This window comes from Cyanobium sp. Lug-B (genome assembly GCF_024345635.1).
GTDB classification, from domain to species: Bacteria; Cyanobacteriota; Cyanobacteriia; order PCC-6307; family Cyanobiaceae; genus Cyanobium; species Cyanobium minutissimum.
Genome location: NZ_JAGQBM010000051.1, coordinates 1 through 24,462 on the forward strand (window position 1 = coordinate 1; position 24,462 = coordinate 24,462).

General features: G+C 68.9%; 25 protein-coding genes. 14 read left to right on the forward strand and 11 right to left on the reverse strand.

Going from position 1 to position 24,462, the window contains the following annotated elements:
* The 7 genes from KBY81_RS12180 to KBY81_RS12210 form a co-directional block, all read left to right on the forward strand.
* A partial coding sequence (locus KBY81_RS12180; RefSeq protein ID WP_254976616.1) for an HlyD family efflux transporter periplasmic adaptor subunit occupies nt 1–956 on the forward strand: 956 nt, incomplete at its 5' end.
* Nucleotides 953–2,101 carry an ABC transporter permease DevC gene (devC, locus tag KBY81_RS12185; protein ID WP_254976617.1) on the forward strand — a complete coding sequence of 383 codons (1,149 nt, stop codon included), beginning with the start codon at nt 953–955 and terminating at the stop codon, nt 2,099–2,101. The genes KBY81_RS12180 and devC, both read left to right, overlap by 4 nt.
* A gap of 14 nt (nt 2,102–2,115) precedes the next feature.
* Nucleotides 2,116–2,787 (forward strand): ATP-binding cassette domain-containing protein, encoded by a 672-nt coding sequence (locus KBY81_RS12190; RefSeq protein ID WP_254972704.1) that lies wholly within the window; start codon nt 2,116–2,118, stop codon nt 2,785–2,787.
* The gene (locus tag KBY81_RS12195) at nt 2,771–3,490 is read left to right on the forward strand and encodes a class I SAM-dependent methyltransferase (RefSeq protein ID WP_254976618.1); all 720 of its coding nucleotides are present in this window, start codon (nt 2,771–2,773) and stop codon (nt 3,488–3,490) included. The genes KBY81_RS12190 and KBY81_RS12195 overlap by 17 nt, the downstream gene beginning before the upstream one ends.
* A 17-nt stretch (nt 3,491–3,507) precedes the next feature.
* Nucleotides 3,508–3,999 carry a GNAT family N-acetyltransferase gene (locus tag KBY81_RS12200; protein ID WP_254976619.1) on the forward strand — a complete coding sequence of 164 codons (492 nt, stop codon included), beginning with the start codon at nt 3,508–3,510 and terminating at the stop codon, nt 3,997–3,999.
* Nucleotides 4,000–4,444: 445 nt separating this feature from the next.
* Nucleotides 4,445–4,981 carry a CAP domain-containing protein gene (locus KBY81_RS12205; RefSeq protein WP_254976620.1) on the forward strand — a complete coding sequence of 179 codons (537 nt, stop codon included), beginning with the start codon at nt 4,445–4,447 and terminating at the stop codon, nt 4,979–4,981.
* Between the two features lie 1,052 nt (nt 4,982–6,033).
* Complete coding sequence (locus tag KBY81_RS12210; RefSeq protein WP_254976621.1) at nt 6,034–6,273, forward strand: hypothetical protein; 240 nt, start codon at nt 6,034–6,036, stop codon at nt 6,271–6,273.
* A 153-nt stretch (nt 6,274–6,426) separates the two neighbouring features.
* Here the strand turns inward: KBY81_RS12210 and KBY81_RS12215 are convergent, their stop codons facing one another.
* From KBY81_RS12215 to KBY81_RS12235, 5 genes are all read right to left on the reverse strand, one after another.
* Entirely contained in the window at nt 6,427–7,128 is a 702-nt protein-coding gene (locus KBY81_RS12215; protein WP_254976622.1) for an ABC transporter ATP-binding protein, read from the reverse strand.
* 3 nt (nt 7,129–7,131) lie between these two features.
* Nucleotides 7,132–8,400 (reverse strand): ABC transporter permease, encoded by a 1,269-nt coding sequence (locus tag KBY81_RS12220; protein ID WP_254976623.1) that lies wholly within the window; start codon nt 8,398–8,400, stop codon nt 7,132–7,134.
* On the reverse strand, nt 8,397–9,803 hold the full coding sequence (locus KBY81_RS12225) for an HlyD family secretion protein (RefSeq protein ID WP_254976624.1): 1,407 nt from the start codon (nt 9,801–9,803) through the stop codon (nt 8,397–8,399). The genes KBY81_RS12220 and KBY81_RS12225 overlap by 4 nt, the downstream gene beginning before the upstream one ends.
* A 229-nt stretch (nt 9,804–10,032) precedes the next feature.
* Entirely contained in the window at nt 10,033–11,658 is a 1,626-nt protein-coding gene (locus tag KBY81_RS12230) for a hypothetical protein (RefSeq protein ID WP_254976625.1), read from the reverse strand.
* 802 nt (nt 11,659–12,460) lie between these two features.
* Nucleotides 12,461–13,030 carry a hypothetical protein gene (locus tag KBY81_RS12235; protein ID WP_254976626.1) on the reverse strand — a complete coding sequence of 190 codons (570 nt, stop codon included), beginning with the start codon at nt 13,028–13,030 and terminating at the stop codon, nt 12,461–12,463.
* Between the two features lie 120 nt (nt 13,031–13,150).
* Here KBY81_RS12235 and KBY81_RS12240 point away from each other — a divergent pair, with 120 nt between their 5' ends.
* Nucleotides 13,151–14,014 carry a CPBP family intramembrane glutamic endopeptidase gene (locus KBY81_RS12240; protein WP_254976627.1) on the forward strand — a complete coding sequence of 288 codons (864 nt, stop codon included), beginning with the start codon at nt 13,151–13,153 and terminating at the stop codon, nt 14,012–14,014.
* On the opposite strand, the gene KBY81_RS16515 is transcribed toward KBY81_RS12240, so the two are convergent.
* Nucleotides 13,978–16,425, reverse strand: coding sequence for a glycoside hydrolase family 9 protein (locus KBY81_RS16515; protein WP_261357238.1), 2,448 nt, complete (start codon nt 16,423–16,425; stop codon nt 13,978–13,980). The two genes, KBY81_RS12240 and KBY81_RS16515, sit on opposite strands and share 37 nt — an antisense overlap.
* A 122-nt stretch (nt 16,426–16,547) precedes the next feature.
* Nucleotides 16,548–17,240, reverse strand: coding sequence for a response regulator transcription factor (locus KBY81_RS16645; RefSeq protein ID WP_106220867.1), 693 nt, complete (start codon nt 17,238–17,240; stop codon nt 16,548–16,550).
* 254 nt (nt 17,241–17,494) lie between these two features.
* Here KBY81_RS16645 and KBY81_RS12260 point away from each other — a divergent pair, with 254 nt between their 5' ends.
* The 4 genes from KBY81_RS12260 (at nt 17,495) to KBY81_RS12275 (ending at nt 19,819) form a co-directional block, all read left to right on the forward strand.
* Complete coding sequence (locus KBY81_RS12260; protein ID WP_106220866.1) at nt 17,495–17,740, forward strand: hypothetical protein; 246 nt, start codon at nt 17,495–17,497, stop codon at nt 17,738–17,740.
* A gap of 220 nt (nt 17,741–17,960) precedes the next feature.
* Nucleotides 17,961–18,440: a VOC family protein gene (locus tag KBY81_RS12265; RefSeq protein WP_254976628.1), complete on the forward strand. Its 480-nt coding sequence runs from the start codon at nt 17,961–17,963 to the stop codon at nt 18,438–18,440.
* Between the two features lie 9 nt (nt 18,441–18,449).
* Complete coding sequence (locus KBY81_RS12270; RefSeq protein ID WP_254976629.1) at nt 18,450–19,091, forward strand: hypothetical protein; 642 nt, start codon at nt 18,450–18,452, stop codon at nt 19,089–19,091.
* Entirely contained in the window at nt 19,088–19,819 is a 732-nt protein-coding gene (locus KBY81_RS12275) for a triacylglycerol lipase (RefSeq protein ID WP_254976630.1), read from the forward strand. The genes KBY81_RS12270 and KBY81_RS12275 overlap by 4 nt, the downstream gene beginning before the upstream one ends.
* Here KBY81_RS12275 and KBY81_RS12280 read toward each other — a convergent pair.
* From KBY81_RS12280 to KBY81_RS12290, 3 genes are read right to left on the reverse strand one after another with little or no spacing between them, the layout of a single operon-like run.
* On the reverse strand, nt 19,767–20,897 hold the full coding sequence (locus KBY81_RS12280) for a transporter substrate-binding domain-containing protein (protein ID WP_254976631.1): 1,131 nt from the start codon (nt 20,895–20,897) through the stop codon (nt 19,767–19,769). The genes KBY81_RS12275 and KBY81_RS12280 overlap by 53 nt on opposite strands.
* A gap of 5 nt (nt 20,898–20,902) precedes the next feature.
* On the reverse strand, nt 20,903–21,628 hold the full coding sequence (gene thyX, locus KBY81_RS12285; protein WP_254976632.1) for an FAD-dependent thymidylate synthase: 726 nt from the start codon (nt 21,626–21,628) through the stop codon (nt 20,903–20,905).
* Between the two features lie 39 nt (nt 21,629–21,667).
* On the reverse strand, nt 21,668–22,252 hold the full coding sequence (locus KBY81_RS12290; RefSeq protein ID WP_254976635.1) for a thioredoxin domain-containing protein: 585 nt from the start codon (nt 22,250–22,252) through the stop codon (nt 21,668–21,670).
* Nucleotides 22,253–22,398: 146 nt separating this feature from the next.
* Between KBY81_RS12290 and KBY81_RS12295 the strand changes: the two genes are divergently transcribed.
* Nucleotides 22,399–22,809, forward strand: coding sequence for an NIL domain-containing protein (locus tag KBY81_RS12295; RefSeq protein WP_106220860.1), 411 nt, complete (start codon nt 22,399–22,401; stop codon nt 22,807–22,809).
* The gene (locus KBY81_RS12300) at nt 22,806–23,273 is read left to right on the forward strand and encodes a hypothetical protein (RefSeq protein WP_106220859.1); all 468 of its coding nucleotides are present in this window, start codon (nt 22,806–22,808) and stop codon (nt 23,271–23,273) included. The genes KBY81_RS12295 and KBY81_RS12300 overlap by 4 nt, the downstream gene beginning before the upstream one ends.
* Before the next feature lies 1 nt (nt 23,274).
* On the opposite strand, the gene KBY81_RS12305 is transcribed toward KBY81_RS12300, so the two are convergent.
* A partial coding sequence (locus KBY81_RS12305) for a lytic transglycosylase domain-containing protein (protein WP_254976633.1) occupies nt 23,275–24,462 on the reverse strand: 1,188 nt, incomplete at its 5' end.

Below are 24,462 nucleotides of genomic sequence, written 5' to 3' on the forward strand. Positions count from 1 at the left end.
CACCGGTGGTCGAGCGGCCTGTCCGCACCGTCACCGCCCTGGGCCGGCTGGAGCCGGTCAGTGCCCTGCGCACGATCGCGGCGCCGCTCTCGGGCGCCGGCCAGCCCACCCTGCAGGCCCTGCTGGTCGACCGCGGCGATGCGGTGCAGGCCGGCCAGCTGCTCGCCCTGCTCGACAACCAGCCCCAGCTGGAGGCCGCTGTGGCGGCGGCCCGGGCCGAGGTGAACCTGGCCCGTTCGCGGCTGGCGATCGCCAGCGCCGATGCCGGCAGCGGCGAGGACGGCCAGCGGGCCAAGGTGCGCTCCCTGGAGGCCCAGCAGCGCACGGCCGCCACCGAGGCCGCCCGTTACCAGAGCCTGTTCACCAGCGGGGCCGTCTCGGCCGAGGAGCGCGACAACCGCCGCCTCAGCCTCGACACCGTCACCGCCTCGCTGCAGGAGGCCCGGGTGCTGCTGGCGCGACAGCAGGCCCGCAGCAGTGCCGGCACCGGCGGCGTGGACCTGGATGTGGAGGCCTCCCGGCGCGTGCTGGAGCAGGCCCAGGCCAACCTGCAGCGCGCCATCGCCGCCCGCGACGACAACCTGATCCGGGCGCCGATCGCCGGTACCGTGCTGCAGGTGTTTGCCCGGGCGGGCGAGGCCCCCGGGGCGGAGGGGATCCTGCAGCTGGGCCAGACCGGCCGGATGCAGGCGGTGGCGGAGGTGTACGAGAGCGATCTGCCGCGGGTGCGGCGCGGGCAGCCGGTGCGGATCACCAGCCCGGCCCTGACCCAGCCGCTGCAGGGCCGGGTGGGTCAGATCGGCGCCATCGTGCTGCGCCAGAACCTGATCAACACCGATCCGAGCTCCAACACCGACAACCGGGTGGTGGAGGTGCGCGCCCCTCTCTCGCCGGAGAGCAGCCGGCGGGCGGCGGGGTTCACCAACCTGCAGGTGCGGGTGGTGATCGGGCCATGAGAACCCCGCTCGGCTGGCTGCAGCTCCGTCACGACCGCGGTCGCTTCCTGGTGGCCATCGCCGGCATCGCCTTCGCCGATCTGCTGATGTTCATGCAGCTGGGCTTCCAGGCGGCCCTCTACGACAGCAACACGCGCCTGGATCGCGCCTTCCGGGGCGATGTGGTGCTGATCAGCCCGAAGGCCCTGAACCTCCAGAACCTCTCCACCTTCCCGCGCCGCCGGCTGCTGCAGGCCCTGGATGTGCCCGGGGTGGTGGATGCCCAGGGCCTGTACATCCGCACGGTCAACTGGCGCAATCCCCAGACGCTGCGCAGCGCCACGGTGCAGGTGCTGGGTTTCGACCCGGATGCCGATGTGCTGCGTCTTCCGGAGGTGCAGGCCCAGGCCGATCGCCTCAAGCTGCCCGACACGGTGCTGTTCGACCGGGGTGCCCGGGGCCGCTATGGCGAGATGATCGCCCGGCTCGATCGCGGCGAGCCCGTGACCAGCGAAATCGAGCGGCGCACCATCGCCGTGGGTGGCCTTTTCCGGCTGGGGGCCTCCTTCGGGGCGGACGCCACCCTGATGGCGAGCGACCAGACGTTCCTGCGGATGTTCCCGCGGGCGAAGGCCGGCAGCATCAGCGTCGGGCTGCTCACCCTGGCGCCGGGCGAACCGGTGGCGCCGGTGGTGCGGGCCCTGCGGCGCCACCTGCCGGACGATGTGCAGGTGCTCAGCCATGCCGACTACGTGCAGTTCGAGGAGAACTACTGGCGGGTGGCCAGCCCGGTGGGCTTCATCTTCGGGCTGGGCACGGCGATGGCCTTCGTGGTGGGGGTGGTGATCGTGTATCAGGTGCTCTCCACCGACGTGAACGCCCACCTGCAGGAGTACGCCACCTTCAAGGCGATGGGCTTCCGCCAGCGCTGGCTGCTGCTGGTGGTGGTGGAGCAGGCCCTGATCCTGGCGGCCCTGGGCTTCATCCCCGGCGTGCTGATGCCGGTGTGGCTCTACGCGGTGGCGGCGAAGGCCACCAGCCTGCCGATCGCCATGACCCTGGGGCGGGCCACCACGGTGTTCGTGCTGACGCTGCTGATGTGCCTGGCCTCGGGGGCGATCGCCACCCGGCGGCTGCAGGCGGCCGATCCGGCCGAGCTCTTCTGATGGGGACCGGCGCCATGGCCAGCGCGATCGTGATCGAGGGTCTCAACCACCACTTCGGCCGGGGCGCGGTGCGGCGCCAGGTGCTGTTCGACGTGGCGATGGAGGTGGCCGTCGGCGAGATCGTGCTGCTCACCGGTCCCTCCGGCTCCGGCAAGACCACCCTGCTGACCCTGATCGGCGGGCTGCGGGCGGCCCAGGGGGGGCGGCTGCGGGTCCTGGGGCGGGAGCTGGTGGGGGCCACGGCGCTGCAGCTCACCCTGGCCCGCCGCGAGCACGGCTACATCTTCCAGGCCCACAACCTGCACCGCAGCCTCACCGCCGCCCAGAACGTGCGTATGGCGCTGGAGATGCGCGGCACCCTCAGCGACGGGGAGATGGACCGGCGCGCCCGGCGGATCCTCGAGAGTGTGGGGCTGGGTGATCACCTCGATGTCAAGCCGGACCAGCTCTCGGGCGGACAGAAGCAGCGGGTGGCGGTGGCGCGGGCCCTGGTGGGGGAGCCGCCGCTGCTGCTGGCCGATGAGCCCACCGCCGCCCTTGACAGCCACTCCGGCCGCGAGGTGGTGCTGCTGATGCAGCGGCTGGCGCGGGAACAGGGCTGCACGATCCTGCTGGTGACCCACGACAGCCGCATCCTCGACATCGCCGACCGCACCCTGTCGTTGGAGGATGGCCGGCTCTGCTGATAGGGGCCAGGAGACGATGTTCACGCTGGAGCAGATCGTTCCCTGGGGCCGTTCCTTCGAGGAATACGTGGCCATGTTCTCCCTGGCCGACAGCGATCTGGCGGGCCGGATCCTGGGCTGTGGGGATGGCCCTGCCGGCTTCCAAGCGGAGGCCAGCAAGCGGGGCCTGTCGGTGGTCTCCTGCGATCCGATCTACGCCTTCACGAAGGAAGAGATCGCCTCCCGGATCGACGCCACCTACACGGAGGTCGTCGAGCAGACCCGGCGGAATCCATCAGCCTTCGTCTGGGACACCATCGCGTCCGTTGAGGAGCTGGGTCAGGTCCGCATGGCGGCGATGCGGGCGTTTCTCGAGGATTATCCGGCCGGCCTGCTGGAGGGGCGGTACGTGAACGCCGAACTGCCGTCGCTGCCGTTCCCCGATCACAGCTTCGATCTGGCGCTCTGCTCCCACCTGCTGTTCCTCTACAGCCGCCAGCTGGACGCGGCGTTTCACCAGGCCTCGCTGCTGGAGCTCACTCGCGTGGCCCGGGAGGTCAGGGTGTTTCCTTTGCTGGAGCTGGGCGGGACGGTGTCACCCCATCTCGCCGGGCAGGTGGATTCGCTGCGGGCGGCGGGATTCCAGGTGTCGCTGGACCGCGTGGGCTATGAGTTCCAGCGGGGGGCCTGCGAGATGCTGCGCCTTCAGCGTGAGGATGGCTGAGCGCCACCCGTTGTCTCTTGCCCCCCGTAGTTGTCCGTCAAGCCGGTCCCGCCGATCTGGAGCTGATCGTTCCTCTGTTCGACGCTTATCGCCAGTTCTATGGCCAGCCGTCCGAACCGGATCGCGTCGGCGCGTTCCTGCAGGAGCGGCTGGCCCATGGCGACTCGGTGCTGCTGATCGCCGAAGCCGGTGGCCAGGCGGTGGGTTTCACCCAGCTCTATCCATCGTTCTCCTCGGTGTCGATGGCGCCGATCTTCATCCTCAACGACCTGTTCGTGGTGCCCGAGGCCAGGCGCTCGGGGGTGGCCCGCCGCCTGCTGGAGACCGCCGTGCACCGCGGCCGTGGGGCCGGGGCCATCCGGCTCTCGCTCTCCACCGCCCTCACGAACGCCGCCGCCCAGGCGCTCTATGCCTCTGCCGGCTGGGAGCGCGATGCGGTGTTCTGCGTCTACCACCTCACCGTTCACCAGCCGGCGCCGCCGCCCAGCCCCCGCGCCCAGCAGGCCTGACGCCCACCGCCCGGAGCGTGGTGGCCAGGAGTGACGCGATGCCTTTTCGCACTGGCCCCCACCCACCCAGCATCGGCGTGTTCATGTCCAGGCGTCACCAGCCTGCAGAGCAAGGCCCTACCCCCCCCAGCCGCCTGATCCGTCTTTCCCGATGGCCAGACGAGAGGCCTGAGTCTGGTTGGACGCACCATATGAGTGCTGGCCCCGCATCCCTTGGTATGTGGGGAAACCCGGGCATGATGACTTGCCTGGCTAAGCTTCGTTCGCATGGCCATCCCTGCATAGAAATTGTGACATCCAAGGTTGTCTTTTTTATGCCGCCCAGTCGATGGGTTGTGCTGATGGGGTGCACCAAAGGTAGTAGATGATGGCGAGATACCCGCGAAGACGATATCGTCAACTGAGTGGTAAAAGAGTCAATCTGCAAGTCATCCTGTCTGTTTCCTTGATCGTAGGCTTTGTCCTGATTGGTGCCAGAGACTTCTTTGCACTTGAAAATGGGAAAGGGGGGAGTGACTGGAGAATCGGTGTCTCCAGCATCGGAGTGCTCGATGCCCACCAGCCAAGGTCGCTGATTGAGAATCGGGCATTGGCTCTTCGGTTGGTCAATCGGGATCGCCACCTGAATGGGCTGTCCCCTTTGGTCGAAGATGCGCTCCTCGCACAAGCCGCACAACTTCACGCCCAGGATATGCTGACCCGGCGCTACTACGCCCACGTGACTCCGGAGGGAAAGACTCCGACAGACCGTTTTTCCAGGCTTGGAGGGCAGGGCGGGGTTGGAGAGAATATCATGCAGCAGACTGGGGCGCCAGGAGTTATGCTCAGTTATCGGTTGATTGAGAAGTTTCAAAAGTCTTGGATGTACAGCCCAGGCCACCGGATTAATCTTCTGACCCCTTCCTATACCCGATTTGGCTATGGGATAGTGGCGGATCCATTCACTGGACGCGTCTATTCAGTCCAGAACTTCTCCCAATGATCGCTGACTGATTGGATCTGAGCCATGGGCGCAGCGTTCTTGTCAATGGTGTTGAGAAGCTTTGGAGTTGTTGAAGTGATTGAGGGAGTTTCTCCGGATGTCCCGTCTTCGGACTTGACGGCTTCCGAGAAGGAGCAAGCTCGGATACAGTTCTGGAATCGCCTCTTTGGAAATCCAAAGATGAGAATGCTTGAAATCTGTCTGCGACTCGCGCTCGTGCTAGCCCTGCTCCCTCCTGTCCATGCGCAGCCAGCTGGTCCCAACCACCTTATCCTGACCTGGATCGCTGCGATTCGACGTAGCGAGATTGGGGGCAATACCTATCTGATGTGCGCCAGGGCGAGGGATGCGCTGTGGAACCTCAATCAAGGAGCTTTCCATGGAGCTGATGCTCAGAACGTTCAGCTCATCAGAAGCTATGGGCGCAGATGTGGAGCACCGGCAGACTATGGGAAATGACCCCATATCAGTCGTTGCGTAGGTCGCGAAATTCAGTGCTGTGATGATCTATAGAAGAAGAATCAAGATCTGATGGCTGGCTGATGATGTCGTTGTCGATGGTCAGTTCTGGCAGCTGTCTCCCGATGAGCAACGTGCCACCATCGCACCGCCGCTTTGTGCCTGCACTGAGTGGTCTGGCTGGGTGCTGGAAGGAGAGGTGGGCTTCCCCGATGTTCAGGACAGGTGAATCGGTGACACGTCATGCGGAAGCGCTGCGTGGCCAGAGGCGGGTCTGGGCGATCTCGGGGTGCGGCCCTGCCAAGCAGGGTCAGCGCCAGCTGGGATTCCTGTCGGATCAGCCCAGACTTGCCATGCTGGGCCGTGAGCCGCCCGACCGGGCTCCCCACGCTTCAGCGCTTGCCACCACTCGCCTCGGCATCGAGGCCGTCGTGTGCGCCCCCCCCCCCCTGGCTCTTGGCGCCGGTGTCACCCCGCCCATGTGAGCAATGGCTACCGTCATGCGTTCAACATTCCTGCCGGGGGACTGGCCTACAGTTGGCATCTGCTTCTGCTCCAGCGTCAGCCATTACCCTTCACGCGAGGGATTGGCCATGGGTAGCGATCGCCTCTTTCGTGCTGTTGATTTCATGCCGCCGTCCGACGATGAACCGATACGGTCGGTGATTGTGGAAGCGGCTGAAGCTGTGGTCGTCGCTCCCGTGGGTTGTGTGCACGGCGTCAGCAATCACGGTCAGGAGCCACTCACCTTCATTTCCGTTGTTTCGCCCGCCGATGCTGGGTTTGAACCGATGCCGGACACCATGATCCCGACCTCTCCACTCAGCTCTTGAAGAACGCCCTCAGAGGATTCACGGCACCGAGGGCCGTATAGGGCGCTCGGGAGATGGTGCTGCCGCGGGCTCTGGGGAGGGGCCAGCCGGCTTGCCTGATGCCTGACGTGCGGCTGGGGGCACCGGATCCAAGCAGCTACACGCCGTTCCCCCTCAGTCCTGAAACAGGTCGTCTGGGCAGCGCGGTCGGCTGTCGCTGCTGATCTGCCCGTCCTGGATCCGGATGATCCGCCCGCTGTTCTCGGCCACGGACGGGTCGTGGGTGACGAGCACGATCGTGAGCCCATCGGCGTGAAGACCGGAGATCAGCTCGATCACCTCCTGGCCGGTCCGTGAATCGAGAGCGCCGGTGGGTTCGTCGGCCAGCAGCAGTTCGGGCTGGTTCACCAGGGCGCGGGCGATCGCGACGCGTTGTTGTTGGCCACCGGAGAGCTGATTGGGTCGGTTGGCCATCCGGTCCGCCAGCCCCACCTGCTCCAGCATCGCCGCCGCCCTCTGCCGCCGCTCGTCTCGGTCGTAACCGGCATAGACCATCGGCAGCATGACGTTCTGCAGTGCTGTCAGGCGCGGCAGGAGGTTGAATTGCTGAAACACAAAACCGATCCGAACGTTGCGGATGTCCGTGCGTTCATTGTCGCTCAGCTGGGTAATATCACGGGCATCGAAGTAGTACTGGCCACTGCTGGGCTGCTCCAGGCATCCGAGAATGGTCATCAGGGTGGACTTGCCGGATCCTGATGTGCCCACAATCGCGGTGTACTCGCCGCGAAGGATGGTCAGGTCGATACCGTGCAGAATCTCAGACTCCATCTCTCCGATGCGATAGGCCTTGGTGATCTGTCGCAGTTGCAGCATGGTTCAATCGCTCCGAAGTGCCGTCATCGGATCCAGCTGGGCGGCCTTGCTGGCCGGATAGGCGCCGAAGAACACACCGATCACCAGGCAGAAGATCAGCGAGCAACCCACCGCATCCAGGGCGATCCCTGCGCTCCAGCCAAAGACTGAATTGATGGCCATCGACGCCAGCACACCAAGCAGAACCCCCAGGAGGCCGCCCGCCAGGGACAGCACCGTTGATTCGATCAGAAACTGGCGCAGGATGTCACTGCAACGGGCCCCGATGGCGCGCCGGATGCCGATCTCACGCGTTCGCTCTGTGACGGACACCAGCATGATGTTCATGATGCCGATTCCCCCCACCAAGAGGGAAATGGCGGCGGATCCGCCCAGCAGCGCCGTGAACACATTGGCGACGGCGTTGGAGGCGTTGACCAGATCGGCCTGGTTGCGAATCAGGAAGTCGTCCTCTCGGGGCGGCACGATCCTGTGGCGTAACCGCAGCAGGTTGGTGATCTGATACTCCCCTGCCTCCATGGCCTCGGCGGACCGCGCCGAAACCGCGATGCTCTCTACCGACACGCCGGCTGTGGTGTTCATCCCCACGATCCTTGCGGCCATCGTGGTGAGCGGAATCAGCACCTGATCGTCCTGGTCGCGGAAACCCGTGCTGCCCTTGAACTCCAGGGTGCCGATGACGGTGAAGGTCTCGCCGCGGATGCGGATCGTGCGGCCCAGGGCGCTGCGGTCCGTCAACCCGAGGCTGTCGACGACGGTCTGTCCCAGCACGGCCACCCTGGCGGCCTGGTTGAGTTCGGCCTGGTTGAAAAAACGCCCGCTCAGGGGCAGAAAGTCGCGCACCGCCACGAAGGCCGGGGTGCTGCCCACCACCGTGGTGTTGGTGTTGCGATCGGCCAGCACCACCTGGGTACGTTGGCTCAGATTCGGGGCCACGTCCGCCACGGCAGGGATGGACGCGGCGATCGCCTGGGCATCCTCCCAGGTGAGGGTGGTGGCCGAGCCCGCTCCCCGTGAGGCGGGGCCGCCGCCGGGTGCCACGCCGCTCTGCACGAAGAGCAGGTTCGAACCCAGCGATTTCAACTGGCTCTCCGTCTGGAGCTGGGCGCCGCGCCCGATCGTCACCATGCTGATCACGGCGCCGATGCCGATGATCACGCCCAGCATCGTCAGGGCGGAGCGCATCCGGTTGGCCAGCAGCGACGACCAGGCGAGCGCGATCGTTTCGACCAGCTCGCCACCACCCCGCTCACCCCGGCGACGCCCCGTCAACGCGGCATCCTCCCCGGGCCCCGCTGCTGCTGGAACGGCGAGGTGCCCGACACCGGCCGGGCGTTGGGCTGACGCCGGCCCGGCACGGACACGTAGACCCGATCGCCGGCTTTCAGGCCGCGCAGCACTTCGGTGCGGTTGCCGATCGTGACGCCCACCTGCACGGGCTGGAAGCTGGGCTCCCCGCTGTCACCGGGCCTCATCACTCCGGTGCCGTCCCGCTCGCTCACGATCGCCGGGGTGGGGATCAGCAGGGCATCGGAGCGCCGGCCCACCCGGACGTTGGCGGTGAGGTTCATGCCGGAGCGGAGCTGGCTGCGCGCGTCGGCTGCCAGGGCGATTCTCACCTGGAAGCTGGTCACGTTCTGCTCCACCACCGCTTCCGGCGCCACCAGCCGCACGGTTCCGCGGAACACCTGGCGAGGGAAGGCATCCACCTGCAGATCCACCGGCTGGCCGGGCCGGATGGCGCCCACGTCCACTTCCGCCACGTTGGCCACCGCTTCCAGTTCGCTGGCCAGGGCCAGGATCGATGAGGAGGTGGCGGAACTGGTGGCGCTGGCGGAGGTGGTGGGTGTGACGAACGCGCCGACGTCCGCATATTTCTGACTGATCACCCCGGCAAAGGGGGCCCGGATCACGGTGTCATTGACCTGGGCCTGGATGGTGGCGAGATCCCCCCTGGCCTGAAGCACCTGGGCGGCCGCCGTGGTGATGTCCTCCGCGCGGCTGCCGGCCCTGGCGAGATCCATCTGGGCCCTCAGGGACCTCACCCGGGCTTCGCTGGCCAGGAAGGCCGAGCGGCTGGCATCGAAGCTCACCCGAGCGATCGCGCCGGATCGGTACAGCTGCTGGTTGCTGAGGTAGGCGGAACGAACGGCGATCTGATCGGCCTCCGCCGCCTGCAGATTGCGTCGCGCGGCCTCGATCTCCTGGGGGCGGTTACCGGCCCGCAGCTTCTGCAGGTTGGCCTCCGCCGCCGCCAGGGTTCCCAGGGCCGATTGCAGCGTTCCCCTCAGGTTGCTGTCATCCATCCGCGCCAGCACCTGGCCGGCCTTGACCCGATCCCCCTGATCCACGAACAGGGCCGTGACGCGACCCGGTTGCTTGGGGCTGATGTTCACGGGCGTCGTGGGGCGGATCGAACCGGACGCCGTCACCTGAAGAACCACGTTGCTGCGCTCCACCACCGCCGTCTGGGCGAGCAGGGCGGCCTGGCGGGCACGGACCTGTCCCTGATGCCAGGACAGCCAACCGCCCCCGGCCAGACAGAGCGTCAGCGAACCGGCGGCGATCAGCTTCCAGCGTGACCATGGCGTGCCCGCAGGAGACAGCGCTGAAGCGGCTCCTGGCCTGGCCGAGGCTGGAGGGGTGGGACTCTGACGCAGGGGGGTCTGCAGCATGCGGGAGGCTTTGGGGCGGGCATGGGCGGCTCTGACCACACCATGGCTTTCGCCTGTGTCTGGGGCGCGACGTGGCGTCGCCCAGGTGTGAGCAGATATGACCACGGCTCCACCCAGCCTGTCCCGTCAGGCTTGCCCCGCCTGGTCTCTGCAGGTCAGGAGGCTGGCGGCAAGGCGATGGGAGGGGAGGACGTGCGCACCAAGGCAAGGCCATCCGGTGTTTCCAGCCTCAACCACCCCGGGCGGTGGCGAAGGAAGGAAGGTCGCTGCCCTCCCACATCCGGCGAAACTCGGCACTGGTGGAGGCGGCTTCACGCTGGCGTCCCTGGCTGCGGAGGCTGCCGGCCAGCCCGTGCAGGGACCATCCGTTCGCCGGAAAGCGCTTCAGATCCTCACGGAAGACGCGCTCAGCGGCGGCGGGCTCACCCACCCGGAGGAGGAAGGCCCCGAAGTCCTGACGGACGGGAATCGACCATTCCGGTGGTTCTCCGTAGACCATCGCGTCCTCGAGCGACACCGCCGTCTGGAATTGGCTCCTGGCTGATTCGGAATCCCCTCCAGCCGCCGCGAGATGGGCCGCCAGCACGTCTCTGGCGATCGCCAGCACCGTGCCCGACGTATTGAACTCGAGCCGTTGGGCCGAGAGCCCGGGGTCTGCAGCCAGGGCTCGCAGCTCCTCCAGGAGTCGGCGTGCTTCCACAAGGCTTCCCTGGGCGATGAGGGCACGACCGCGGGCGTAGGCCCAGATGCCGCGGGCATGGCCGAGGTCCGCCGGTGGGGCCGGTTCGGCCAGGATCGATTCCCAGAGAGCGAAGCGCACCTTCATCTGCAGATGCCGGGTGCGGTGATGCTGCAGGAAGGTCATCCCCGGTGCGCGCAGCATCTCATCCGGGGACAGCGTGCGCAGCGTCTCAGTGGCGGCAAGAACCTGCTCTTCCCGGCCGATCATGCTGGCGGCGAAGGCTAAGAAGTCGTAATTGTGGGGGTAATAGCCGGCCAGGTAGACGCCGAAGGCAGGACGCCGTGTCCGAATGTAGGTTTCATCGGCGTGGATGGCATGTTCGTTGGCGGTGATGGCATCGCGATAGCGTCCAACCCTCACATAGATGTGTCCAGGCATGTGCACGATGTGCCCGGCACCGGGCATCAGAGCGGCCAGCCGCTCGGCGGCCTGCAGTGCACGCTCGGGCTGCACTTCCTCGATGGCGTGGATATAGAAGTGATTGGCCCCCGGATGGTTGGGTGCGATCCGCAGAACCGTCTCCAGTTGACGCAGGATCTCGGCCGTGTGTTCACGGGCTGAGCCGTCCTTGTTCCAATACTGCCAAGGGGTCAGATCCATCAGCGCCTCCGCATGCAACGTGCGCAGATCCATGTCGTCCGGATACAGACGAACGAGCTTCCCCAGCGCGTCGGCCCAGGCCGCATCCAGGGGGCCCCTCTCCACCGGCGGATCGGCCGTGTAGCGACGGGTGAGCGCCTCGATCAGGTTCCGCTCCTTCGGGGAGGCTGTGGCCATGGTGGCCCGCGCCTTCTGCAGAGCGGCCCACGCCTGAAGCCCCGCCTCTCGGTCCATCGCCAGGTTGATGTTGGGTCCCAACGCCAGCGCTTCTCCCCAGTGGCAGAGGGCGCAGCGGGGATCGAGGCTGGCGGCGTGGCGGAAGGCCCGGATCGCTTCAGCGTGGTTGAACCCGTAGTAAAGACGGAGCCCCTGGTCGAAGTAGGCCTGAGCCAGGCGATTCCTGATCGACAGGGGGTAGTGGTGCGAGCCGAGGTTGTCATCCAGGGGAGGCCCCTGAACCTGGGCCAGGCTGACGGGAGCCTGCAGGACCAGACCCACCATCAGGGGCAGCACCGTCCGTAGGGGATGGGCACGATGGGTCATGGGTCCAACCCTCCAGTTCCAAGGAGATGGGCAAGCCATGGGAAACCGAATGGAGATCAGATGGGCAGGTGCCACTGAGCGGCATCGCGGTCCGGGACCGGGCGTCACTCAGATCACCACCTGCGGTGCGGTGCGGATGACGGCGTGGGATGGATGGAAGTCGTCATGGGGAGCAACTCCTGGGCCTGAAGAAAAGACGTGGCGGTTGACGCGGAAAGAGAGCCTGGGAATCCCTCGGCTTCCCTTCATCGTCCTTGCTCCAAGCTCACATCTGGGCGTGGATCGATTGTGAGAGCCCCGAATCGGTCATCGACCATTGCGGAAAAGATTCTTCACGAGCGAAGCATCTGCTCCAGGCGCGTCAGATGGATGGATCACTGACGAGAATCCATCAGTGATTGCCTGAGTTTCCTCCTCTGATCGGCGCCGCATCTTCGCTGCCTCCATGCAGCTTCATGGAGGCACGTCGGCCGGCGGCAGGCCCCCATCCCGATGGGCGGGCCCCGCCGTCGCAGGCCATCCCCTCAGCGCCCTCCGCCAGGAACGTCGCGCCGCTCCATGACGAGCACTCCAGCAACGGGGGGCTCCAGCGAATCGATCAATACGTGCTGCGTGCGAGGCCGTTACGTTCGCTGCGCCACCAGGTTGGGGTGCCCATCAGCCACGGTCCTCCCGTGGCAAGGTGCCGTCGCCAGCAGCAGAAGGTTCCCGCGGGAAACCAGGCCGCACCCTCGGCGCGACTGCCGCCGGTGAACACCAATTCTTAGGGCCCTCAGAGGCCCTGCTCCCGGAAGAAGCGCTGCATGGCGTCCTCGGCCTGGGTCACCTGGGCCGGGGTGCAGGCGGAGGTCTTGCTGAACTGCTTGCCGGCCTTGTTGAAGTTGACCCGGCAGGCGCCCTCGAACTTCACCTGGCGGATGCCCAGCAGCAGCTGCACGATTTCCGGCGGTTTCGCCGCGGGCGGGGTGGGTGTGGTGCTGCTGGCTTCCTTGCCGTAGGGGGCGGGATCCCAGAACACGAAGATCGACTGGTTCTCCAGCCGGTACACCTGGCCGCGGTTGGCCTCCAGGATCTCCCGCCTGGCCGGTTCACCGCGCCCATCGAAGTAGGCGTTGGGGGTGCTCTCGTTGGGCTTGAGCTCGATCCTCTGGCCGCCCTTGAGCTCGATGCTGACGAATCCCTGCCGCTGGGAGAAGGTGCACAGCCCCGAGGACGTGGCCTTGTCCTCACCGGCGGGGAAGACATCGCAGCGGGCCTGCACGGTATCGGCCAGCGCCGGAGCCGCCGCCACCACGGAGGCCAGGCCCAGCAGGGAGGCGGCAAGGATCGGGAGTCGGCGCATCGGCAGGGCTGGCAGTGCTTTGAATGTATCCACCGTTTCGGCGGGCGTCAGCGCTGGCTGGATCAGGGTGACAGGCCCCTCCGGTGTCGCTAGCAGAGCCCCCAGAGGTGTCATGCCCTCATGGAGCCCACCGCACCGCAGCCCACCACACGGCAGACCACCGCCACGGCGGGCGCCCTTGCCCCGCGCCTCCGCCCGACGATGCGCCTGGGAGTGGCGCTCTGGCTCGCCTACAGCCTCCTGGCCGGAGTGCTGCAGTTCCGCACCGGCATCCCTTACACCGACTGGTTCAAGACGGCCGGCAATGCCTTCGCCACGGCGGTCGTCCCCCTCACCGTCGGCGGCCTGGCGCTGCTGGCTTTCAGCCGTTGGTGCCGCTGGGACCATCTCTGGCGGGATCCCGTGCGGCTGCGCTGCACGGGCCTGATGAAGCTGTCGATGCTGGCCTGGATGGCGATGATTGCCTTGCGCCTGGTGGGCATCCGATGGAGCACGGTGCCACCGGCTCTCCTGGTGGCGATCCTCGCCGCCGGTGTCGGTGTCGGCTTCGCCGAGGAGCTGCTGTTCCGCGGCCTGTTCCTGCGCTGCCTGCGCCAGGGGGGCCGCTCGGAAGCCACCGCCGCGATCACCACCGGCGTCTGCTTCGGGCTCTTCCATGTCCCGAACATGTTCATGGGCATGGGCTGGATCGGGGCGATCCAGGTGGTCCTGGCGGCCCTGAGCGGCATCCTGCTGTATGTCTTCCGCCGCTACACGGGCCTCATCTGGCCGGCGATGGTGGCCCATGGCCTCTGGGACATCTCCACGTTCCTGGCCGGTGGCTATGCCTACCCGTGGCTATCGGCGGCCTCCCTGGCCGCCCAGGGGGTGTTCGTGGTGCTGGGCCTGCTCGTTTACGTGGGCCTCTCCCGAAGTGATCGGGACACGGTGGTGATTCCTGGCCCCCATCACACGATTGCCAGCGCCGTGAGTGAACCGCTGTAGCCGGTGATCTCGACGATGGCGTCGCTGGCGGCCTGGAAGCCGGCGGTCCCGTCGTTGAGGGCCAGGAAGGTGCGGCTGCCACCGCCGCTGCCGCCGGCGGCCAGGGTGAAGGTGGCGCCCCCGTTGGCGGCGAAGGTCGAGGGGGTGAGCACGGCGGCCAGGGCGGTGGGGGTGAGGCTGGCCACCGCCCCCAGTTCCCGCAGGGCGGCGGCCGACACGGCCCGGGGGCCATCGATGCGGTCGCTGCCGATCACCAGATCGGTGATCTGGTCGGGGGCGGCCAGCAGCGAGTCGCCCAGGTTGGAGAGCCGGAAGGTGTCGGCGCCCCCCAGGCCGGTGAGCACGTCGGCGCCGGGGCCGCCGGCGAGCGTGTTGGCAGCGGCGTTGCCGGTCAGAAAGCGGGGGTTGGCGGCGCTGAAGGCCAGCCGGCCGGCACCACCGAACAGGGCCGCCGCCGTGAGGGCGCCGCTGTGGCCCAGGGCCCGGCCCTGGCTGGCATTGAAGCCCACGGTGACGCTGCGGCCGGGCTGGATCGTGCTGGCCCAGGCGTCGCCGCTGACGACATGGCGGAACAGGCCACCCGCCAGCGCCGTGCTGCTGATCCGCACACCCCAGGGGGTGCCGCTGGGTCGGTGGGGGCTCTCAAAGCTGAAGCTCCAGCCGTTCAGCGCCGCCGTGCCGGCATTGCTGACGGTGAGCTGCACCGTCATCCCGCCGGTCCAGATCGAGCCCCCCACCACCACCGCCAGATCCGGGCTGGAGGTGAGCGGAATGCCGTTGAGCGTGGCCGGCAGCGGGGCGCCGGGGGTGGGAATGGGCGTGGGAATCGGTGGCGGTGGTGTGGGAGTGGGGGTCGGCGTTGGTGTGGGAGGCGGTGTTGGGGTGGGTGTTGGCGTCGGTGTCGGCACCGGCGTCACCGGGGTTCCGCCACCGCCCGGCCGCACCGTGATTCCGGGCAGGGCGTCGAGCTGGGCATCGGTGAGCGGCACGCCGCCGCGGCGTTCGACACTGCGGGCGAAGGCACCGGTGAGGGCGGCGTTGTAGTCGAGGGCCACCTCGTTGGCGACGAAGTCGTCGCGGCGGTCCTGGTAGGCGAAGTCGTTGGCGCTGGTGGGGCCGCCCACCAGGGCGCCGTAGAGGATGTGGGCGTTGGGCTGGCCGTTGCGGAACCCGTCCCAGCCCACGCCCGAGGCCGCCCGGTGGTGGGGTTGCCGGGGCGCGTTGACCCCGAAGCCCACCAGGTAGCTCGACTGGCGCGGATTGGCGCCGAGGATGTAATCCACCGTCCCCTGTGAAAGACGGCCGTAGGCGCCGCCGGGGTCGCGCACGTTGTCGGCATAGACATCGGCCAGGAAGGCCGTGTTGGCGGCGTAGCGCAGCGAGCCCCACTGGCTGATGTGGCGCAGGCCGCCGGCGCTGATCGTCACCCCGTTGCCGCCGGTCACCCAGTTGTTCAGCCAGCCCTCCACGTCCTGCTGGATGCGGGCCGAGCCGGTGTCCTCCGCCAGGATCACGGCGGTGGCATAGGAGGCGTCGTCCCAGTTGCCCGTCCAGCCCCGCGAGAGGCCGCCGATGCTGCCGGTGTAGATCGACAGGGCCTTGTCGCGGTAGGCCGTGCCGTTGCCCCCCGCCGCGCTCACCGCCCGCGACAGCCAGGCGGCGCCGTAGGCCAGCTCGTCGTTGTAACCGCTCCAGGAGTTGTAGAAGGAGCGCACCTCCGGGATCGCATCGGCGTAGCTGCCCCGGTAGCGGTCGGCAAAGTCGTAGAGGGAGCGGGCGCGGTTGAGCAGCACATCGGCGTAGGCAGCATCGCCGTTCTGACGGAACAGCACCGACGCTGAGGCCAGTGCCGCCGCCGAGCCCGCCGCCACATCGGAGCCGGGCTTGCTAGGCGTCACCGCCATCGCCGGTCGGGCGATCGTCTGGCTTTCGGGCGAACTCCAGAGGGCGTGGTCGGCCCCGGCATCGCCCACCTGGGCCACGAAGTAGAGCGTTGTGCCGGCCGCATCGACGCCGTGGGCCTTGAGCAGGTAGTCGGTGCCCCAGCGCACCGCATCGAGCAGCTCATCGGTCTGGCCGGTGACGGCATAGCCATCGGAGAACTCGATCCCGCCCCAGGCGAGGGTGGCGAGGGTGGAGGCCAGCGGCAGCCCGAATTTCACGTGGTCGCCGGCATCGTGGTAGCCGCCGGTGAGATCGAGCGTCAGTCCGCTCTGCAGGTTGGCCGCCGAGCGGCCGCCGAAGTACACCCCGTCGAGGCCGTCCCGCAGGCCGGAATCGCCGCGCCAGTCGATCCGCTTGCTGGCCTCGTCGAGGTTGCCCGAGCGCTGGGCCTCATAGAAGAGGAAGCTTTTCTGCAGGGCCTCGGCGACGTTGAACCCCACCCCGGTCACCGGATCGACGGACGCCATTGTTCAGAACAGATCACCCCCAACGGTTTACGGCGCCCCACCTGTCCGGGGCGACCCCCTTCGGGGGGTGGTTGGCGGCGCGCCGGAGGGTGATCGGCTGCAAGGGCGCGGGGCCGCGCGGCTCAGCGCAGCCGGATCAGGCCCTGCCGCAGTGCCATCACCAGCGCCTGCAGCCGGTTGCGGGCGCCCATGTTCTGCAGCAGCCGCTTGGTGTACGACTTGGCCGTGCTCGGGCTGATCATCAGCCGCTCGGCGATCTCCCGGTCGGTGAGGCCATCGGCCAGGCCCTCGAGGATCTCGTAGTCCCGCGGGCTGAGTTCGCTGATCGGTGCCGGCACCGGCAGGTCCCGCATCGAGGCGCTGCGGAAGTGGTGCCCGCCCAGCGCCGCCAGCACCGCCGCCTGCAGGGCGCCGCTGCGGAAGGTCATGTCGCGCTCCGCCACCAGCCCGTCCACCCACCCCGCCCGCACCAGCGCCGGGTCCTGGACCGCGGCGGTGCCGATCACGATCACCTTCAGCTGGGGATGGCGTTCCTTCACCGTGGCGGTGAGGCTGAGCACGTCGCCCCCCTCGAGGCTGTCGGAGCACACCAGCAGGCCGTGGGGCTGCTCCGCCAGGCGCCGCAGGCAGCTCTCCGCGTCGGTGACGGCGCAGCCGATCAGGCCGTAGCCGAACAGCCCCACCGTGTAGCGCAGCAGCAGCGGCTCGTTGCCCATCGCCAGCGCCACCCGCGGCGGCAGATCGGTGGCGATCAGGGCACGGCGCATCACCGCCCGCCGGATCTGGACGACGGGCAGATCGGCGGTGAAATCCACGGGGACCGGCGGGGCTCCGGGGCAGGTTATGGGGATCGATGGATTCGGGGCGACACGTCGGAGACGGCGGCGCGCCCTGGCGCCCGGATCGGCGAGCTGGATGGGTTGTCGTCTTGGCCGGATCAGGAGCCTGTTCAGGATGTACAGAGTCCTGATCCGCTGCTGTGAACCCCATCGCCGCCCTCCGGAGCCGGTCGCACCAAGCCACGGGGTGGTGTTGGATGGAACCACATCAGCCTTGGGAGCTGGGCCGATTGACCAGGCCTCTCCGTCCCCTCCTGGCAGGCCTGCTCGGCGCCTACGCGCTGGGTTACGGCGTTGCCCGGCTCACCCTGTTCCACGCCGTGGAGCGCTACGGCGGCGCCGAAGGGAAGGGTGCCCCACGCCAGGATTTCATCACCCGGCGCGACCGTTCCCCTGGCGAGGGCTGGGCGTACGGGCTGTTCCTGCCGGCCATCAGGCTGGAGGAGGCCGCCCTGGGTTGGATCCACAACCGTTAGCCGCCAGCCTGCGGACAACCTTCAGGGGCTGATCGATCTGCACCGGGACGGAGAGCGGCACGGCCCCAGCAAGGCCGCCCGCGCCATCGTCAGCGCCGAACAGCACGAGATCCAGCTCTACGAAACCCACGGCGCCCACGTCGGCTACGGGATGTATGTGGTCCGCAGGTGCGAATGTCCGCGGCTCCTAGGATCCTGAGCCCTTCATCGGAGCGGGAGAATGGTTTCCAGAAACACGATCTGTCTCTGGTACGACGGCACCGCCCTGGAGGCTGCCACGTTCTACGCCGAAACGTTTCCGGACAGCGCCGTGGGGGAGATCTTTCGTGCACCGGCGGATTATCCGTCCGGCCAGCAGGGTGATGTTCTGACGGTCCTGTTCACCGTGGCCGGCATCCCCTGCCTGGGCCTGAATGGTGGCCCGCAGTTCAAGCACAGCGAGGCCTTTTCGTTCCAGATCGCCACCGACGACCAGGCCGAGACCGATCGGCTCTGGGACGCGATCGTGGCCAACGGCGGCGAGGAGAGCGACTGCGGCTGGTGCAAGGACAAATGGGGACTGTCGTGGCAGATCACCCCGCGCGCCCTCACCGCCGCCATCGCCGATCCCGACCGGGCCGCGGCCCGGCGCGCCTTCGAAGCGATGATGCAGATGGGCAAGATCGACATCGCCGCCATCGAAGCGGCCCGCCGCGGCTAGGCCGCATCGGTGCGCCGCCCTCGCCGCCAGATCCTGCGCGCAGCCATGGCCGTGGTGGCGGGCCTCGGCTGTCTGACCGCTGCCTTCGTGCTGCCGGATCAGCCCCGTTTCCTGCCCCTCCAGCTGGCCCTTGGTGGCGTTGGCTGGCTCGGCCTCCTCATCGGCACGCTGACCTTCCTGTGGGCGAGGGCCGCCTGCGCGGCGGAACGGGCCCTGCTGCAGGGCCGGGAGGTCATCGGGCGCTGGCACATCGACCCCGACCTCTGGCAGCAGTTCGTCGCCCTGAATCGCAGCTTCAGCAGCAATCAGATTGCGGTGCCCTCCAGGATCCCCGCCCGCGGTCTCCGGGTGATTGCCAGTCCCGCCGCCCTGCTGGTCGGCGATCAGGTGGAGCTGTTCAACCGCACCGCCGTGGTGGATGGCCGCGTGCGTCACTGGGGCGGCGACTGGACCGTGACCCAGGCCAGTCTGGGTGGTGAGCACCCTTGCTGCCTCTACCTCTACGCCGGCATCCGGGGTGACGGCGGCGCCCCCTCCTGCAACAACCTGATCGTTCCCGTCCCCACCACCGCCATGGCTGAAGCGATCCGGGTGCGGGATCACTTCCTTGCTTGTATTCAGCTGCAGAGCCACGCCAGCCAGCGCCCATGACCCGCCAGCCGATCCTGATCCTCGGGGGCTTCCTGATCAGCCCCGAGGCCTATGCCCCGATGGTGGCGCGGCTGGAGCAGCTCAGTGGCCAGCCGGTGCGGCTGGTGCCCGTGGGCAAACCCGAGTGGCTGCTCACCGTCTTCGCCTTCGCCTGGGCCGGGATCCTCGATCGGGTGCGGGCCGCTGCCGCCGAACTGGCCCGCCGCTCCCCCACGGGCAAGGTGACCCTGATCGGCCACAGCTCCGGCGGCATCATGCTGCGGCTGTTCCTGGATGACGCCCCGTTTCAGGGCCGCCGCTACGACGGCAAGGCCTTGGCCGACACCCTGGTGATGCTGGGCAGCCCCCACACCGCCCTCAAGGCCACGGTGCTGCGGCAGATGGTGGCGGAGCGCCTGCCCGGTTCCCCTTTCGCCGATCGGGTGCGCTACGTCTCGGTGGCCGGGGATCTGGATCTGCAGGAGGCCTCCCCCATGGCGCGGCGCCTGGCCCCCACCGCCTACCGCAACAGCAGCGGCGATCCCGACGACCGGGGCGACGGCCTGGTGCCCGTGGCCTCGGCCCTGCTGGTGGGCTCCACCCCCCTGGTGCTGCCGGGGGTGGCCCATGGCGGCGCCTTCGGCCCCCGCTGGTACGGCAGCCCCGAGGTGGTGGAGCGCTGGTGGAGCGCCGCCGTCAGCGCGCCTGGGGATTCCCCCGGGTCGTCGCCTGCTGGCGCAGCTCGCTGACCACGCCGCTGCGCTTGAGGGCGCTGATCGCCTGGTCGATGCGGTTGGCGGTGGCCTCCGGCAGCGCCGGCGCGTAGGCGAAGGCCTGGGACTCGGGCCGGATCCCCTCCAGCGCCAGGCTGGGCAGGAAGCCCTTGGCCTCCTCCTGGAGCAGCAGGTAGCTGAGCTGCAGGTTGTCCCCCAGCAGCGCGTCGATCCGGCGTTCGGCCAGCAGAGCTCCCCCCTCGCCGATGCTGGCCAGCGGCACGATCGTCGCCTTCGGCCCGGTGCTGGTGGCGTTGAGTTCCTTCAGCAGCGACTCGCTGACGGTGCCGCTGCGCACCCCCACCCGCAGGCCGCGCAGATCCGCCGGCGAGCGGATGTCGCCGCTGGCCCTGCCCTGGATCTCCCCGGCCACGTTGACGGTGAGGTAGCCCACCAGCAGCGATGCCGAGACGATCCGCACCAGGTAGGCCAGGATCACGACCCCGTTGCCGCGGGTGGTGGTCACGATCGTGTTGCTGCCCGGACCGGTGGCCAGCACCTGGAACACCTTGCTGACGTGGCGCAGGGAGTTTCGCCGGCCGTCCCTCGCGGGATGGTGGTGGACCTCCAGGCGCAGGGTGATGCCGGTGAGCACGGCGATCGCCAGCAGGTAGCTGCCCAGCAGCTGCAGCAGCGTCGGCGTCAGCAGGGCGCTCAGGAAGGAGCGCCCCAGATCCAGCCGGCTCTTGACCACCATCACCGCCAGGCCGTCCTCCTGGAAGGGGAGGCTGAAGCGGTAGCGCCGCAGCCGGTCGGGTGAGACGTTGATGCAGCCCACCGCCACATCCAGCCGGCCCTCGCGGCTGGCCTCCAGCATCTGCCGCACCGAGGGCCACTGGGAGACCACGTAGGGGATTTCCTCCAGCGTGGCCACCCGGTTCCACAGGTCAACGGCCAGCCCCCGCCAGACCCCCGCCTCCCGGTAGCTGCAGGGCGGCGAGCCGTCCACCAGGCCCACCCGCAGCACCGGTTCCGCGGTCGCCGCGCCCGGCGCACCCAGGCCCAGGGCCAGGGAGAGGGCGGCGGCGAGGGCCCAGGGGAGGCGTTTCACCACCGCCCTCAGGGCGCCAGCCTGGCCTTGTGCAGCCGGCTCTTCTCGTACCAGTCGGCGAATTCCGGCACCCACTGCTGCAGGTGGGGCCACATCAGGTCGCAGAGTTCGCGGATCTCCTGCTGGGCATCGAGCTTGGCCCGCAGGTCGAGGAAGTGCAGGAACGCCCGCAGGGTGAAGCTGACCACGAAGTGCTGGCGGTAGTCGAAGGGCAGGATGCCGCGGGCGTGCTCCTCGGCGAAGCCCGCATCGAGCAGGTCGCGGTAGCGCGCCGCCGCCGCCCGGCAGAGCTCGAGATCGATGGCCCGCTGGCCTTCGTCGTACAGATACTTCTTGCCCTGGCGGTCGCTGTAGGGCCCCACCGGCCGCAGGTAGAACACCTCCTCCAGGTCGAGCTCGCCGTTGGCGGCCCGGCGGATGCGGTCGCCCGTGTAGCGCATCGACTGCACGTCGAAGCTCACCCCCACCCGGTGGGTGCGGGCCTGCTGCATCACCGAATGGGGGAACCAGCCCACGTTGAGCACGATCTGGGCGTGCTCCAGGGGGCCGTAGTGGCCGCGCTCGCCGGCCAGCAGCCGCTTGACGCAGATCTCCCCGGCCTTGCGCTCATCGGGCCACTCGGCCTGGTCGGCGGCCACGAACCCTTCGCTGTAGTCCTGGTGCATCCCGGCGTAGACGCACTGCTGCGGGTTCGGCGTGGCGGCGATCAGCGCGACCCGGAAGCGGGGATCCATGGGCGGGGGTGCGGGGGAGAGGAGCGTGGTGGCGGCCGATCAGCCGTGGCTGCGGGGACCGGCCTGGGTGGGCAGGGCGGCGGCCGGGGGAGCTGTGCCCTCGGTCCCGGCCGCCTCCGGCAGGCTGCTCACCGCCCCCACCCCCGCCAGCAGGGGCAGGGGCGTGCCGTCGACCAGGGCGGTGGTGAGGGCCTCGAGCTCGGGGCCGCTGCGGGCGCCGATCGAGCGCCCCACGGGGGCGCCGGCGGCGTCGAAGAACTCCAGCTGGGGGATGCCGTTGACGTCGTAGCGCTCCAGCTCCGGCTGCCAGCGGGGGTTGTCGACGTTGAGCAGCACCACATCCATCCGGCCCCGCTGCTGGCGCTCGATCCGCTCCATCGCCGGGGCCATCGAACGGCAAGCCTCGCACCAGTCGGCGTAGAACTCCACCAGGGTGGGTCGCCCATCGGCCAGGGCCACGCTGAACTCGGGCGACTGGCGGGCGAGGCGCTCCAGGGGCGCTTCCGGGTGCAGGCCGCCCCGCAGCCACACCATCAGCACCACCAGCACGGCCGCCACGGCCGCCAGCACCATGCGCTCGGTGCGGCCGAGGCTGGAGGGGGGGGAACTGCCCGACGGGGCCATGGGCGGCGGCGACACGGAACGGCGCCCACTCTGGCAGCGTCGACCCACCGTCAGCGTCGGCCCTCCCGCCGGGCGTCGCCCATCCCGCGGGCCCGGAGGCTGGCTCCGGACATCGTTGCTAGCGTCAGCTTTCCCGGCCTGGAGCGGTGAAACGGCGCCTCACTCTCCACTTCCCCTCCGAGGCGGTGCACCAGCCGATCACCTACCGCCTGGCGGTCGACTTCGACATCGCCGCCAAGATCCTGCGGGCCCAGATCGCCCCCAACCAGAGCGGCACCATGGTGGTGGAGCTCTCCGGCGACATCGACGAGCTCGATGCCGCCGAGGACTGGCTGGAGAGCCAGGGGCTGGGGCTCAACCGCGCCCCCGGTGAGATCCGCATCGATCCGGAGCGCTGTGTCGACTGCGGCATCTGCTCCAGCGTCTGCCCCAGCGGCGCCCTCCACTACACCCCGGCCAGCCAGCGGCTCCACTTCGAGGCCTCCCGCTGCCTGGTCTGCGAGCAGTGCATCCCCAGCTGCCCGCTGGAGGCCATCACCCTGGTGCTGGAGCCATGAAGGAGGTCGTCCGGCTGATGCTGCTGCCGATCCAGGCCCCGATGCTGCTGGTGCTGATGGGGGTGAGCACTTACCAGGGGATGCACTGGAGCCATGCCCTGGAGACCGGCGGCACCCGGATGCAGGAGCTCACCACCCTGGTCTGGTCGGCGGAGTGCCTGCAGGCCATGTTGATCGTGTTCGTCTGCACCATGCCCGACCTGGTGATCCGGCAGCTGTCGATCGTGATGGCGGCCAGCCGGGTGGTGAGCCTGGTGGTCACCCTGCTGCTGGTCACCGTCGGCGGCCTCTACCTGCTGCACCTCAACGTGCTGGCCAACGTGCTGATCATGGGCTCGGCGGTGCTGCTGGCCCGGCTCGACCTGCTGCGGGTGCGGGTGGTGCCGCCGCCGCTGGTGCTGGCCGGGGTGCTCACCCTGCTGGTGCTCGGCGGCGCCAACTTCGGCCGCCTGCTGGTGCGCTGAATCAGCAGCCCGGTTCGCTGCCCTGCTGGTAGCTCCAGACGTTGCCCAGCACCTTCTTCACGTACAGGCGGGTTTCGGGATAGGGGATCGCCTCCACCCACAGCTCCGGGTCGCTGCGCAGCTGGGGGTTCACCCAGCCGGCCACGGCGCCGGGCCCGGCGTTGTAGCTGGCCACCGCCAGCAGGGGGTCGCCGTCCCACTGGCGCAGCATGTTCGCCAGGTAGCGGCTGCCGAGGCTGGCGTTGCCGGCCGGGTCCTCCAGCACCGACTCCGGCACCGGCCCGCCGGCCAGCTCGGCGGCGGTCTCCGGCATCAGCTGCATCAGGCCCGTGGCCCCCACCGGCGAGCGCACCGCCGGGGTGAAGCGCGACTCCTGCTTGGCCACCCCCAGCAGCAGCTCCATCGGCAGCCCGCCCTGGTTGGCGGCCGCCCGGAAGGCCGCCTCGAACCGCAGCGGATGCAGGCTGCGCTCCAGCTCGCGCTCCAGGGCGCACTGGTTGCCGTCCAGTTTCAGGCTGGCCTGCTCCAGCAGGCCGAAGCCGGTCCAGTCGTCGCCGACCCCCTGGCGCAGCCGCCCCTCCAGCAGCAACTCCCGGCTGCCCTCCGGCGCCCGGCGCCCGCGGCGGTGGCGCCAGGTCTCCCAGGCCTCGGTGCGCTGGTCCAGCCGCCAGAGCCGATCGAGGGTCGCATCGCCGCTGGCCAGGGGCCGCCAGCCGCTGACCCCTCCCGGGCCGTCGGCACCAGCCGGGAGGTGGGGCCCGGCGCTCAACTGCAGATCCCCCTGGCCCAGGCGCACCGCGGCGCGCCAGCCGTAGTAGCCGCCGGGATGGCGCCGCAGCAGCGCCTCCCAGGTGGCCCTGGCGGCGGCGCCGTCGCCGAGCTGTTGCTGAATGAAGCCGATCCAGAAGCCCTGGCGGGCGGCCAGGGGCGGCGGCAGCTCCTCAGTCGGGATGGCCTCCAGCAGCGCCAGGGCCGCCCGCCAGCGGCCGGCCAGCAGCCGCTCCCGCACGAGATCCCACTGCAGCGTGCGGCTGGCGGGGTCGAGGGGCCAGCGGCGCAGCAGCTTCAGGGCAGCGGCGTCGGTGGCGGGATGGGGGCCGTCCCCGGTGGGTTCGGCCTCCGGGATCCGCCGGGCCAGCACCGGGGCGCTGTCGCGCCAGCGGGGCGGCAGCCGGGCCAGGGACGCGGC